The following is a 14,268-nucleotide window of genomic DNA, read 5'->3' on the forward strand; positions in this document are numbered from 1 at the left end:
GTGGAAATCGTTGAATTGACATTGCAGGCGTTCGGGCCTTACAAACAACAACAAACGATATCGTTCGAAAAGCTCAAACAATATCCCATCTTTCTGATTACAGGTCCTACCGGTGCTGGGAAAACGTCGATTTTTGATGCTATCTGTTTCGCTCTATACGGAAAAGCCAGCGGCAGCGACCGTGATCAGGAAACGCTCCGAAGTCAGCTCTCCACCCCGGAAGAAAAAACATTTGTGACGTTTACGTTCCGTATCAATAATCACACGTATTCTCTTTTCAGATATCCGAAACAAACGGTATCAAAAGAAAGAGGCGAAGGTACGAAAGAAGAGCCGGCAAAAGCGGAATTGTATTTCGATCCTTATGGTGAGAATACTCTTGTCGCTTCAAAAGTCCGGGAAGTGGATCAGCTGATCGAAGAAATGCTCGGGCTCAATTATGAGCAGTTCAGAAAAATGATGATGATCCCCCAGGGGGAGTTCCGGAAACTGATTTCTGAAAACAGCCGGGAAAGAGAAGAAGTACTACGGAAAATTTTTGATACTTCTTTATACTCGGATGTTACGGAACGGCTGAAACAAAAAAAGTCGGAGCTTACAGGGGAAATCAATAAGTCCCGTTCCCGTGCCAAAGAAGTTCTGGAACGAATTTATATGGAAGAACAAACCGAACTGCCAGAGTACCCGGCAGAAGCTGTACCCGTCATCGAAGAGGATATCCGCTTCAAAAAGGAACGGATTGATTCCATGACAGAACATAAAAAAATGAAAACCGAGGAAAAAGCGAAGCTCGAGAAAAGAATACAGGACATAGAACGTCACAACTCTTTGGTCGAAGAGTGGAGGGAATATTCGAAGAAACAGGAGGACCATTACGCCAGGAGACATGTGACGGAGACTATGCAAAAAGAGGTTGCAAAAGCCGAAGAAGCCTCCAAGATAGAAGTTTATGAAACTCAGGCAAACGAAGCTGGTAGTCAGCTTCGTTCTCTTCAGAAGCAGGTGAAAGAGACAGAAGAGAAACTGACCAAAAAACAGGAAGAAAAAGAAAAAAAGCAACAAGAAAAGGACCTGCTTTCAGAAAGAGAGGAGGAGCGCCTTCAACTACAAAGAGAAATGGAGCGTTTAGAAGAGGCCAAGACTCGTCTCCCGGAAGTGAAAGAAAAAGAACGACAACTGGAATCGAACAAAAAAACGAAAGATGAGCTGGATAAATCTATACAGGAAAAAGAAAAAAGGCTCGCTCAGCATAAAGAGGAAACTTCAAGACAGAAAAAATCCCTGGAACAATTGTACGGAATCGAACAAAAGTATTTCGATAGAAAAGAAGCGCAGAATGACAGAAACACGGAAGCTGAGTTTCTGCGTCAATTAAAGAGTGCAGCAAAAGAGAGAGAGAATATTTCCGGAAAACTTCACTCTGAAAGAGAACGACTGAACAGAAAAGAGGGGGATATAAAAGAAAAGGAGTCATATATCGCTTCTCTTACTACCGCAAAAGAGGGACATCAGGCTTACTTGTTATCACAATCGCTCCGTCCCGGAGATGCATGTCCTGTTTGCGGTTCCGAACACCATCCGTCTCCTGCGACCCATGAAAAAGCTGTGGAAGAGGAAGAAATAGCACGCGTTGATCTCGAGCTGGAAGCGTTGAAAAAAGAACGGGATAGAGTGCTCTCCGATGTCTATCGGTTGGAAGCGGAAGAGAAAACTAAAAAGGAGACGATTCAATCAAGCCTGTCCGCATCTAAGATTGATATAACTTCGGTGGATGGGGAAACCTTAGCAATGCTTGTTTCTGCAAAGGCTCAAGAGATCGCTGAAGTGGACAAAGAAGTGAGCGATCTTGCGTCATCGAAGAAAGAGAAAGAAAAACTGGAAAGAGACTATGAAAAAACTCAGCAGCAAACGGAAGAAATATCCGAAAGATTGAAGTCGGAAAAGGAGAACCGGTATGAGCAGATCCGGATGATAACGGGGCTGGAAGCGGAATTGAAGGAATTTTATCGATCCTTTTCCCAGTTTAAAGAAGGGGAAGAGGTTTCTGCGGATATTCTGGAACAAAAATATGAAAAGATACGGGAACGCTTCGTACAGATGACAAAAGAGAAAGAGAAAGTGGAGGAAGAGATTTCCCGTTTATCTGAAGAGGTGCATACGATTCAGGGAACGAGAAATCAGCTGGTGGAGCATCTTGAACAAGCTCATAACCAGGCGAAAGATAAACAAGAGCAGTTCAAACAAACGTTTGATCAAACATCCTTCGAGGATATGAACGCCTATGAAGACAGTAAACGCTCGAGGGAAGAAATCGAAAAAATGAAACAGGAGATCCAGGCCTTCTTTCAAAATCAGGCGATCATCACCAGTCGTATACATGAGCTTGAAGAAGAAATAGGTGACGATAAAACGACTGTTCCTACTGATGAACTATTAGGAGAAAAAGAAGAATTGACATCTATTATAGATAATCTCCAGGAGCAACTGGTGAAAATACAGTACGAACAAAAACAAAACGACGACTCCCTCGCGTCTTTGAATCAGATACTGAAAGAGCAGGATGCGAATGAACAATTGTATTATGACGTAGGTGATCTTGCCAGTATTACCAGCGGAGATAACCCGCTCCGTCTCTCCCTGGAGAGGTATGTGTTGGCTTCTTATCTGGATGAAATTCTCCTCCAGGCGAATCAACGTCTGCAGATTATGACCGACCACCGATACCAATTGAAAAGAAGCGAGGAAATTGCCAAACGCGGGGCTCAAAGCGGATTGGATCTGGAAGTGATGGATCAATACACCGGTCTCGAAAGATCCGTACGCACGTTATCGGGCGGTGAAGGGTTCAAAGCCGCCTTGAGTCTGGCTCTCGGAATGGCTGATGTGGTCCAATCCTATGCGGGGGGCATTCAACTCAATACACTTTTCATTGACGAGGGCTTCGGAACGCTTGATGATATTTCCCTTCAGCAGGCAATCGAATGTCTAAAATCTCTGCAGGACGGGAATCGACTGTTAGGAATCATTTCTCATGTTCCACAGTTGAAAGAAGAGATTCCGGTACAAATGCAAGTTACTTCAGCGGGAAGCGGCTCTAATGTGACTATCAAATACAAATGAGGAGGAATTCATATGGCAACTCCCTTTTCCATGGCGTGGGTACTTATTACGGAAGGGAATGAAAAAAGACTCGACCCGGATGATAACCTGTTCGAAGTAGTTTTCGATGGGTACCAATTATTTCCAATGAATGAACATTTAGAAGTGAGACGTCATCGAAAATCCGATCAAATCGGAACAGCGGATATAGAACAACTGAGTTTGAAAGATGGCAAGACGATTTGTCATTATCGACTCGTCTCTCTTTATTCCGTCAACTGAAAGAATAGCTGCGATACGACTAAAACGTTTCGAAAGCGGGGGAAGCTTGTGATAGAGATCGGGAACGACTGGGATCCTCTTCTGCAACCGGAGCAGGAGAAAGAATATTATAAGCAGTTGAGGGCTTTTCTGAAAGAGGAATATGGGAATCATGAAATCTATCCTGCGATGAACGATATATTCAACGCTTTTCGTACGACCGGGTACACCGATACGAAAGCAGTCATACTGGGGCAAGACCCTTATCATGGACCCCATCAGGCTCACGGGTACAGTTTTTCCGTGCGACCAGGGATGAATGTTCCTCCCTCCCTGCGCAATATTCATAAAGAACTGAACGAAGATTTAGGGATTGCCGTACCTTCTCATGGTTCGCTTGTCCCCTGGGCTGAAGAGGGTGTCCTATTGATGAATGATGTACTTACTGTCCGGCGAGGAGAGGCACATTCGCATCGGAAGAAGGGGTGGGAACGGTTCACCGATGAAGTGATCGACCGGCTGAATGAAAGAACGGATCCCCTGGTTTTCATTCTATGGGGAAAAGCTGCCAGACAAAAGGCGGAGAACGTTGATAGACAGAAACACTTTGTCATCGAAAGTTCACACCCGAGTCCATTCGCTGCTCACCGAGGCTTCTTCGGCAGCAGACCTTTCAGCAGAACGAACAGATTCCTCGAGGAGAATGGAAGGTCCCCGATTGATTGGAGCCTGAAATAATGAATTATATAGAAATATCAGTACGGAGATAAGCATGAAAATTGATATTTCCCTTCTTTTTAGCAACAATGAACGAAGAACCAATTATGTATGGAGGGGTCATTTTTGTCAGAGCAATTGAAGACGGCAACATTCGCAGGTGGATGCTTTTGGTGCATGGTAGAACCATTTGATGAGCGTCCGGGCATCCACTCGATAATATCCGGTTATACAGGAGGTCATGTTGATGACCCGACATATATGCAGGTGATTACGACAGACACAGGTCACAGAGAAGCCGTGCAGATCGTCTTTGATCCGGAGATGTTTCCGTATCGGAGACTGCTTGAGATTTTCTGGCAGCAGATCGACCCGACGGATGACGAGGGTCAATTCGCCGATCGTGGTTTTTCCTACACCACTGCAATATATTATCATGATGATGAGCAGAAGAGACTTGCTGAAGAAAGCAGAAAAGAACTGGAAGCTTCCAGTAAGTTCAAAGCTCCGATCGTTACTCCGATCGTGCCTGTCGAGAAATTCTACGAAGCGGAAAAAGAACACCAGGATTACTATAAGAAGAATCGCTTCCATTATAAGCTTTACAAAAAAGGTTCAGGGAGGGCGAAATTTATCAAAGACCACTGGAAAACGGACAAAACGAAACAGGACTTGAAACAACAGCTCACGGATATCCAGTATAGGGTGACGCAGGAGAACGCCACGGAACGACCTTTCCACAATGAATATCATGACCATGAAGGAGAGGGGATTTACGTGGATATCGTTTCTAAGGAACCACTATTCTCTTCCACCGATAAATATGACGCTGGCTGCGGCTGGCCGAGCTTCACCAAACCTATAGAGAAACAGCGGGTGGAAGAGGAAGTCGATCAGACGCACGGTATGATCCGTACGGAAATCAGAAGTTCAGAGGCCGATTCTCATCTGGGGCATGTCTTCGAAGATGGTCCTAAAGCAGAGGGAGGATTGAGGTACTGTATCAATTCCGCTGCTCTTCAATTCATCCCGAAAGAGGAAATGAAAGCCCAGGGGTACGAGGATTACCTTTATTTATTCAAATAAAAGAAGCAAGAAGAAAAAGGCTGTCCTTTTTCTTCTACATAATCAGCCGAGACAGGTTGTCTCCTAATGAATTTTCATTGTAAAATGAAAGGGAGGAGGGGAAAGAATGATTCACAAGACGTGGGAAAGCAATGAAACGATCAAGAAGATCAAGTGTATTCACAATGACGCCGAGAAATTCGTCGTGGAAGATGTACTCACTCCAGGGAAAATCTATGAAGTGAAAAACGAAAGTGGCGAATTTTACTTTATCATAGACGATTCCGGACGCATGGGCGGTTTCTATAAACACTATTTCGAAGAAGAGAAATAGAATCGACGTTTTTTTACGTGTAAAAGGGCCTCGCTTCGGGAATACTTATAGTATTCACAGATAAAGTGAGGTTTTGTAGATGGAGCGAGTGTTAATTATCAGACATGCGGAAGCGGAAGGGCAGCATCGTGATTCTCCTTTGAGTCACCGTGGCCTGAAAAAGACGAGTAAACTTGTCGAAGTGTTGAATGAGCACCACTGCTGTGAAGTCATATTTTCCAGTCCTTTTTTGCGTGCCATCGAAACGATAAAACCTTTTGCTGAACAGCACGAGCTTCCGATTCATACAGATGAACGTCTTAAAGAAAGAATTCTGAGTGAAACTCCTCTCGAAGACTGGGAGGCTTTTATCGAAGACAGTTTTCATGATCGAGAGCTTAAATTCGGAGATGGGGAATCTTCACGGGAAGCGAAAGAACGTGTCACGTCTTTTCTCGCTGAGCTTGATTCCTATACGTACCCACTTGTAGTCACTCACGGAGAACTGCTCGTTTACATTCTGGAATATTTCGGGAAAGACGTCTCTTTTGAAGATTGGCTTAATTTTTCTTACCCCGATGCATTTTTATTGGAAAAGTCCGGGGACACATGGAATTTTAATAGAATTTGGTATAATTAATTGCGAGCTCTTAGGAATATAGGTATGATTACAGATAGTGCTTCTTTCTAGATTAAGGTAGAGGGAAGGTTTATCTTTATAAAAGGAGGAATGAGAATAATGGCGTTTATCATTACATCTCCGTGTAAATCGGAAAAATCAGGTGAGTGTGTAGAGGTATGCCCTGTTGATTGTATAGAAGAAGGTAAAGATATGTTCTATATTGATCCGAATATCTGCATTGACTGCGGCGCCTGTGAAGCTGTATGTCCAGTAGAGGCTATTTATATTGAAGATGAAGTGCCGGAGGAAGAAACACCATACATCGAGATGAATAGGAAGTTCTTCGAGGAATAAAATATCATAAAAAAGCTGCCTTATTCAGGCAGCTTTTTTTCATAAGGATAGGGATTAACCGATAATCTTAAAACCGTTGAAGTTTTCTTTTCCATTAAGATCGGTAATGTCGGTATATTTTACACGAGCTGCTGGAGAAGGTCCGTTTTTTATTTTTTCGATGAACGTATCCATTTCCTGTTCTTCTCCGCTTGCTAAGATCTCAACAGTCCCATCCTCTTTATTTTTGACCTGACCCTTGATGTTGTGAGTGTCGGCGAGTTGTTTCGCCGTCATGCGAAAGCCGACACCCTGAACGCGGCCGTGTACTACTATTTGCTTCAGCATACCACCACTCCTTTCTTTCTCATGTTTATTTTCCTTATAATTCGATATCTCAAACGTGGAGGGATTTATTTTGAAAAAAATAGATATTCGTGATGTAGGAAATTTTTTGTATGGCCATTATACCGATGCCGATAATGGTACAGGAACGACCGCCATTATTCATACGGCAGGAGCTACAGGGGGAGTCAGTGTCCAGGGGAGAGCTCCAGGCACTAGAGAAACCGATCTATTGAAAGCCGAAAATACTGTCGCACAAATTCACGGGATCACTTTGAGCGGAGGCAGCGCGTTCGGCCTGGATGCAGCCGGAGGGGTGATGAGATACCTGGAAGAGGAAAGGATCGGTTTCGAGCTTCTCGGTAACATCATTCCTATTGTGCCGTCAGCAATTTTATTTGATTTCCTACCGTCTACAAATTCCGTATACCCCGATGCTTCCTATGGGTATGAGGCAGCAAAGAGAGCTTTTCAGGGCACGGAATTCCTTTCCGGTAATCAAGGGGCAGGGACGGGAGCGAGTGTCGGAAAGGTCCATGGATTTGATAGCGCAATGAAAAGCGGGATAGGAACCTATGCTGTGGACGCAGGTGGCGTGAAGGTAGGAGCCTGTATTGCTGTGAACGCGTTCGGTGATATAATGGATCCGGAAACGAACCGGATTATTGCGGGAGCCTATAATCAGAAGGAAGGATTCCTTGATACGGAGCGTATACTAAGGGAATCTTCCTCACCAGATTCTCAGGAAGGTATAAATACGACCATTGGCTGTATTACGACGAATGCACGGATAACCAAACCGGAAGCCAACCATTTGGCAGCCTCTGCGCATGATGGACTTTCGAGATGCATCCGGCCGGTCCATACAGTCATGGACGGAGATGCTATGTTCGTCATGGCCGAAGGGGAAAAGGAAACTTCTCTGCTCACACTTTCGACTCTCGTCGTGCACGTGGTTGAACAAGCGATAGCAACTGCTGTGCTGGAAGCGGGGAGCGCATTCGGATTACAGAGCGCGAAGGATATTTTCAAAGAGACGTAAAGGAGTTATTTTATGACGATCGCACCATCAACTTTGCATACGACGAAACAATTATACGCTTTTCTGATAAAGGAAGGTTTGACGGAGCAGGCTGAAAAAGTTCTTGATATATATGAAAAAGAAAAGTCAGATACTTATATGATCGGGTTTGCGGGGCATTTTTCTGCCGGGAAATCTTCGTTGATCAATTATCTTTCCGGAACAGATGTTCTTCCTTCGAGTCCGATACCGACGAGTGCGAATATCGTGAACCTCAGGAAGGGGGAGGAAAAAGCAGTCGCCTACAATCATGAGAAGCACCCCATAGCCAAAGAGTCCTCACGGGATATGGAACGACTGAAAGAGATGTGTAAAGATAACAGTCAGATCGCTTCGTTATCGATTTATAAGTCTGATGTAGAGTTCCCTGAAGACGTAGTGTTCGTAGATACGCCGGGCGTCGATTCTACCGAGGACATGGACCGCACCATTACGGAGGGGTCCCTTCATGTGTTGGATCATCTATATTACGTGGTGGACTATAACCATGTCCAGTCGGAAGTGAACAGCAGTTTTCTGACAGAGCTTGAGAAAAAAGGGATTCCGTTTACTCTCGTAATTAATCAGATGGATAAGCATCAAGAGGAGGAAGTACCTTTTACTGTATTCTCCTCCTCTATTGAAAAATGGCTGAATGGATACAATCTACAGCCGGACAGAATCTTTTATACATCCATGCATTCGGATTACCGTTCTTCTTATGATGAAAATGGCGAATTATATCATCATGTTCAGCAAAAGATAGAGGAACGGGAGATGCAGAACCACCTTTCTTTTGTTCTCGAAGAGTGTGAAGAGGCGTTAGCTGAAAAACACGAATTATATGACTACAAATCAGAGTTGCAAGCATATAACACGGACACGTTAGAAGAAGCGGAATCCCGAATGCAGGACATTGAACAGACGTACGACGAAAAACTCACATCGTTAAAGGAGCAATATAATAAACGAGTACGCGGCTTTTTGAAGAATGCTTATATCACTCCTGCCGTGCTCAGAGATGATGCTGCTTCTTTTCTGGAGTCGATGCAGCCGAATTTCAAAAAAGGCTTATTGTTTTCGAAAGATCGAACACGGGAAGAACGGGAAAATCGTACGGAAGCGTTTTACCGTAATTTACAGAAGACGCTCGAAAAGAACCTGGAATGGCCTCTTAGGGATCGACTCAGGGAATTGAGTGAGACCCATTCCCTGACGAACGAGAAGCTCGATCAGGAGATCCATAATTTTCAAGCGACCATCGATAAACAGCTATTAGAAGATGTGATCGCAAGCGGGGCAGGAGTTACCGGAGAGTATGTGCTGAGATACATGGAAGACTTGAGCAAAGAAATTTTGAAGGTATACCAGCAGGAGACCGAACGTTTATACAAACAGATGAAAACTCAGCTTGAGGAGCAAAAGAAGCGGGAGCTTTCCCTCAGCGACGATAAAGAGGAAGAGCTGAAAAAGAAGCGGGACCTGGAAGAAATGGTCGAGCTTCAGACTCGGAAATGGGAGGAAAAGCTTAAAGCCCTCTACGAGGTTTACGACGGGAAGGAGGAGATGGATGCACAGCTGGCCGAGGAAGCGTTACAGTCCAGAAAGAAAGAAGATTTTTCCTCAGCGCTTGAGCTGGATACTGACCAGCGCCTCGAACAGATGGAGGAATCAGAGGAGGAAGCAAGTGAATACCAGGGTGCTCGCGCTGATATCCAGCACAGGGCTGAAAAAGCTCTTTCCGTTCTATCCGACTATGAATTTCTGAAGCCTTATCATCGATCTATCAGCGAGAAAATGGAGCGGATAGAGAATCAGACCTTCACCGTCGCTCTTTTCGGTGCTTTCAGTGCAGGGAAATCATCCTTTATCAATGCATTGTTGGGCAAAGACTACCTGCCTACGTCTCCTAATCCGACCACCGCTTCGATTAATAGAGTCATGGCTCCGGAGGAAGGTCATCCGAATGAGACTGCTACCGTTTATTTTCTGACAGAAGAGGAACTGATCCGGTCGTTCGACTTTCTGGATGTAACGTCTTTAGAAGAAATAAAGGAATTCGATACGACTCTTCTCGAAACGAGAAAAAGCACGATGGTGCAGGCTTTCCAGGCCGGTTACCGACAGTTCGAAAATTCCTTAGGCAGTCACATGGATGTCTCCGTCGAGGAGTTTGCCACTTATGTAAGTGAGGAGTCCCATTCTGTATTTGTGAAAGCGATAGATTTCTATGTAGATTCCGCATATACGAGAGAAGGTATTACATTTGTCGATACACCTGGCGCAGATTCTGTGAACGATCGTCATACCGACGTATCCTTCGACTATATCAAAGAAGCCGATGCTATTTTATTCTTAACGTACTTCAATCATGCATTCACGAAAGCTGATGCCGGATTTCTGAGACAACTTGGCAGGGTCAAGGATAGTTTCGCTGTAGATAAGATGTTTTTCATCATTAATGCGAGTGACTTGGCTCAGAATGAGGGAGACCTGCGGGAAGTCCAGTCTTACATTACGTCCCAGCTGACGTATTACGGCGTACGTCACCCCAGACTTCACGCAGTATCCAGTCTTCATGCGAAAAATGAAGAACGGGAAAAAAGCAATTTCCCTTCATTTGAACGTGACTTTGAAAGGTTTATCCATGAAGACCTTCAGTCTATGGTATTCCAGTCGATCGACTATGACTTGAATGAGACGCTTCAGGTTACGGATCAACTGATTGAGTATGCTATGTCCGACGAAAAAGAGAAGAAGGAACGGTTTGAAAAGTGGTCGGAGGAAGAAGAGTCGATTCATCACGTTCTACAGGAAGAGAAGGAGCGGGTGGATCCTACGTTGATCACTCAGAAGATAAATAAACAGTTCCACTACCTTCAGGAAAGACAGCTACTTCAACTGACGGATTTCTTTAAAGAAGAAGTCAATCCAGGTACGATCCAGGGCAATAAACTGGAAGTGAAAGAACAACTCCATAAGGCTTGTGATCGCTTGCTGAAAAGATATGAAAATGAACTCGTGGATGAAATCAGAGCCTTAACGCTCCGTATGGAAAGCTTCATCGCTCAAGTAGTCAATGAACGGGCAACTAAAGTAATCGAGCAGGTGAAGCAAATCACTGATGCGAAACCTTTCGGGGAGAACGAAGCGGCCATCGCGATAGATACCCCTGCATTTACGGTGAAGTTTACGGAGAGTGTAAGTGATCTTGATTTGGGGTTGCAGGAATATAGCAGTACAAAATTACTCTTTGAAGCTAATAAAAAAGAGAAACTGAAAGATGAATTTGCTGAAAAGTTACCGGATGTTTTTACAGAGGCACTCGCCCCTGTTGAAGAGAGATTTGAAACATATTACAACAGGGAGCATGAGCGATTGCTCAAAGAGATGTTGGAGAGTTACGAAGAGAAACTTATCAAGTATTACGATAATCTGAAGCAGAGCGGAGGAGAAGAATTCAGTTTAGAGGAATTACGTAACCTGGAGGAGACATTAAAAGATCTCATATAAAAAACCCCCGCTAGTCGGGGGTTTTATTTATACATTAACAGTGATATCTGCATCTTCACGAAGCGCTTCAATGTGTTTGTTGACTGCTTCGCTTTGTTTTTGAGAGGACAGCTGTTGTTTGATCTGACCTTTCATTTCTTCAAAGGAACCTAGTTCTTGCTGTTGTTGTGAGCCTTCCTGCTGCTCAGCGCTTTCCTGTTGTTCTTTCATTTTATCATATTGTTTTTTAGCTTCTTCATCCGTTACTTCCGGAACCTCTACGTTGTTATCGACGTATTTTTGGACTCTTGCGCTCGTTTTAAGTTCCTGTTTCACTTCTTTTTCTGTCATATCCTGTTGTTCAAGGAATTGATCCCATTGATCCTGTTCAGTATACTTTGATTTCATCTGTTCAAACTGCTTGTTGACTTCTTCTTCAGTAACTTCAATGTCAGCCTTTTCTGCTTTCTGAATAACAAGTTCTGTGCCGATCAGTTGATCGATTGCTGTCTGTTGGATTTGGTCTTCCTGTTTGGAAGGGTCCATGCCGAACTGTTTGTATTGCTGTTTGACACTTTCTACGTTCGATTTGAACTGTTCCTGGGAGATTTCCTCTCCGTTTACGACTGCCGCGGCTTCACCGCCACTTCCTCCTGAACTTTCACTATTTCCTGAATCTCCTCCGCTACTGCTTTCTCCGTCATCTCCGGAGGAACATGCTGCGAGAAGAGTTGCTGTTAAAAACAATGCGATCATTATTACTTTTTTCATGAAAAAGCTCCTTTCCGTAAAGCGTTAATTGGAGTGTAGCACACAGGTATAGTGGTGTAAAACGTCCAGTAGGATTTACACATTTGTGCCATACAATTTTGACTTTTACAATAAAAAGTAGTAAAATTAAGACAATTGTTTATTCTCTAGAATAAGAGGTGAAGAGTTATGGCATTTGGTAGACAGAATCAAGAGAAAGCACCCGAAGAAGAAACGTCTGTATGGGAATGTACAGCAGATGATTGCAATTGCTGGATGAGGGATAACTTTAAAGATAAACAAGTTCATACATGCCCCGTCTGTCAGAGTGAAATGAAGCGGGCAACAAAAGTTGTTCAAGTGGTTGAAAATAAAAGTTTATATTATAATCAGTAAAGAGCGCGGACACCCGCGTTTTTTATTTTGTTATTTCCTGATATAATGAATAAGAATTTTGGAATGGAGGACCTTTACTATGCTACAAGTACAAAACGTAAGTCTACGTTACGGAGATAGAAAATTGTTTGAGGATGTAAATATTAAATTTACGGAAGGCCATTGCTACGGTCTGATCGGAGCTAATGGTTCAGGAAAATCTACGTTTTTGAATATTTTAAGCGGAGAGACGGAAGCACAGACCGGCGATGTGGCTCTTGGAAAAGGACAACGTCTTGCGGTTTTGAAACAGGATCACTTCGCTTATGATGAATACAATGTGCTCGAAACTGTCATTATGGGATATGAACGTCTTTATGAAGTGATGGCCGAGAAGAACGCTATTTACGCAAAAGGAGAATTCACTGAAGAAGACGGCATGCGTGCAGCAGAACTAGAAGGTGAATTTGCTGAAATGAACGGTTGGGAAGCGGAATCGGAAGCAGCGCGATTGTTGACAGGTTTGGGAGTCGATGACGCCCAGCACGATAAAAAAATGAGTGAACTCCCTGCAACTGATAAGGTGAAAGTTCTACTGGCTCAGGCTCTATTCGGTAATCCTGACGTTCTTCTTCTCGATGAGCCTACCAACCACTTGGACATTCATGCTATTCGCTGGTTGGAAGAATTCCTGATTCAGTTTGAGAACACAGTAATCGTCGTGTCTCATGACCGTCACTTCCTTAACAATGTTTGTACCCATATAGCTGATTTGGACTTTCAGAAAATCCAGCTCTATGTAGGTAACTATGATTTCTGGTATGAATCCAGCCAACTTGCAAGAAAAATGGCAGAAGACCAGAATAAGAAGAAAGAAGAGAAGGTCAGTCAATTGAAGGAATTCGTCGCCAGGTTCAGTGCGAACGCTTCGAAGTCAAAACAGGCGACATCAAGGAAGAAGATGCTTGATAAAATAACGCTTGATGACATCCAACCTTCTTCCAGGAAATATCCTTATATTGCATTCCAGGCTGAAAGGGAAATCGGAAACGATCTTTTGACAGTAAAGAATCTCTCCAAGACTATAGACGGCCAGAAAGTATTGGACAATGTGAGTTTCACGTTGAATAAAGATGATAAAGTTGCACTTGTCGGTTCCCATGAATTATCAAAAACAGCACTGCTTGAAATTCTCGCAGGCGAAATGGAACCTGATGAAGGGACTTATAAATGGGGAGTAACTACCTCACAAAGTTATTTCCCGAAAGACAACCAAAAGTATTTTGAAGGAAATGAAAAAACGTTAGTGGACTGGTTGCGCCAGTATTCTCCTGAAGATGAGACGGAAACATTCTTGCGGAGCTTTTTAGGGCGTATGTTATTTTCCGGTGAGGAAGCATTGAAAAGTCCTAATGTATTATCAGGTGGGGAACGTGTCCGTTGCATGCTATCGAAAATGATGCTCTCTGGAGCGAACGTTCTCATTCTTGACCAACCGACGAACCACCTTGATCTTGAATCTATCACTTCCTTAAACAAAGGAGTGGCCAGCTTCAAGGGATCCGTCATTTTCGCTTCTCATGACCATGAGTTCATTCAGACAGTGGCTAATCGTATAATAGAGATAACGCCTAATGGTATGGTAGATAAAGAAATGAGATACGATGAATACCTTGATGATGCAAAAGCACAGGCGGAAGCGCAAAAAATCTAGCTTTGTAATCTCAGTGAAACACGAATGTTAGAATTGCAATCTAACTGTTAGCTCCTTGTTCTAGAATTATTCTGTACACCTGTTATGATGGGTATTGTGCAGATGAGATAACTAGCAAGGAG

The 14,268-nt window shown here is 43.6% G+C and carries 13 protein-coding genes; 11 read left to right on the forward strand and 2 right to left on the reverse strand.

All coding sequences use genetic code 11. The features are described from left to right. The 7 genes from BW944_RS01420 to BW944_RS01450 all read left to right on the forward strand — a co-directional run bounded on the left by BW944_RS01420 (position 1) and on the right by BW944_RS01450 (position 6,431). Positions 1-3,120, forward strand: a complete 3,120-nt coding sequence (locus BW944_RS01420; RefSeq protein ID WP_076556548.1) for an AAA family ATPase — start codon at positions 1-3, stop codon at positions 3,118-3,120. Between the two features lie 12 nt (positions 3,121-3,132). After that, positions 3,133-3,381 (forward strand): DUF2584 family protein, encoded by a 249-nt coding sequence (locus BW944_RS01425; RefSeq protein ID WP_076556549.1) that lies wholly within the window; start codon positions 3,133-3,135, stop codon positions 3,379-3,381. Between the two features lie 48 nt (positions 3,382-3,429). Beyond that, a complete protein-coding gene (locus BW944_RS01430; RefSeq protein ID WP_076556550.1) occupies positions 3,430-4,098 on the forward strand; it encodes a uracil-DNA glycosylase in 669 nt (222 codons plus the stop codon). Between the two features lie 105 nt (positions 4,099-4,203). Beyond that, entirely contained in the window at positions 4,204-5,163 is a 960-nt protein-coding gene (gene msrB, locus BW944_RS01435) for a peptide-methionine (R)-S-oxide reductase MsrB (RefSeq protein WP_076556551.1), read from the forward strand. Between the two features lie 106 nt (positions 5,164-5,269). Beyond that, entirely contained in the window at positions 5,270-5,476 is a 207-nt protein-coding gene (locus BW944_RS01440) for a DUF6501 family protein (protein WP_076556552.1), read from the forward strand. A gap of 79 nt (positions 5,477-5,555) precedes the next feature. Continuing rightward, entirely contained in the window at positions 5,556-6,095 is a 540-nt protein-coding gene (locus tag BW944_RS01445) for a histidine phosphatase family protein (RefSeq protein WP_076556553.1), read from the forward strand. Between the two features lie 99 nt (positions 6,096-6,194). After that, the gene (locus tag BW944_RS01450; protein WP_076556554.1) at positions 6,195-6,431 is read left to right on the forward strand and encodes an indolepyruvate ferredoxin oxidoreductase subunit alpha; all 237 of its coding nucleotides are present in this window, start codon (positions 6,195-6,197) and stop codon (positions 6,429-6,431) included. A 54-nt stretch (positions 6,432-6,485) separates the two neighbouring features. Here the strand turns inward: BW944_RS01450 and BW944_RS01455 are convergent, their stop codons facing one another. Beyond that, positions 6,486-6,758 carry an acylphosphatase gene (locus tag BW944_RS01455; protein WP_076556555.1) on the reverse strand — a complete coding sequence of 91 codons (273 nt, stop codon included), beginning with the start codon at positions 6,756-6,758 and terminating at the stop codon, positions 6,486-6,488. Between the two features lie 70 nt (positions 6,759-6,828). Here BW944_RS01455 and BW944_RS01460 point away from each other — a divergent pair, with 70 nt between their 5' ends. Next, positions 6,829-7,797, forward strand: coding sequence for a P1 family peptidase (locus BW944_RS01460; protein WP_076556556.1), 969 nt, complete (start codon positions 6,829-6,831; stop codon positions 7,795-7,797). 12 nt (positions 7,798-7,809) lie between these two features. Beyond that, positions 7,810-11,328, forward strand: a complete 3,519-nt coding sequence (locus tag BW944_RS01465; protein ID WP_076556557.1) for a dynamin family protein — start codon at positions 7,810-7,812, stop codon at positions 11,326-11,328. A gap of 27 nt (positions 11,329-11,355) precedes the next feature. Here BW944_RS01465 and BW944_RS01470 read toward each other — a convergent pair whose 3' ends face one another. After that, positions 11,356-12,078: a SurA N-terminal domain-containing protein gene (locus tag BW944_RS01470; protein WP_076556558.1), complete on the reverse strand. Its 723-nt coding sequence runs from the start codon at positions 12,076-12,078 to the stop codon at positions 11,356-11,358. Positions 12,079-12,246: 168 nt separating this feature from the next. Here BW944_RS01470 and BW944_RS01475 point away from each other — a divergent pair, with 168 nt between their 5' ends. Beyond that, positions 12,247-12,453 (forward strand): cold-shock protein, encoded by a 207-nt coding sequence (locus BW944_RS01475; RefSeq protein WP_076556559.1) that lies wholly within the window; start codon positions 12,247-12,249, stop codon positions 12,451-12,453. Positions 12,454-12,532: 79 nt separating this feature from the next. Further along, positions 12,533-14,146 carry an ABC-F family ATP-binding cassette domain-containing protein gene (locus BW944_RS01480; RefSeq protein ID WP_076556560.1) on the forward strand — a complete coding sequence of 538 codons (1,614 nt, stop codon included), beginning with the start codon at positions 12,533-12,535 and terminating at the stop codon, positions 14,144-14,146. The last annotated feature ends 122 nt before the right edge of the window (positions 14,147-14,268 follow it).

This window comes from Salimicrobium flavidum, from assembly GCF_900156645.1.
Classification (GTDB): domain Bacteria; phylum Bacillota; class Bacilli; order Bacillales; family Halobacillaceae; genus Salimicrobium; species Salimicrobium flavidum.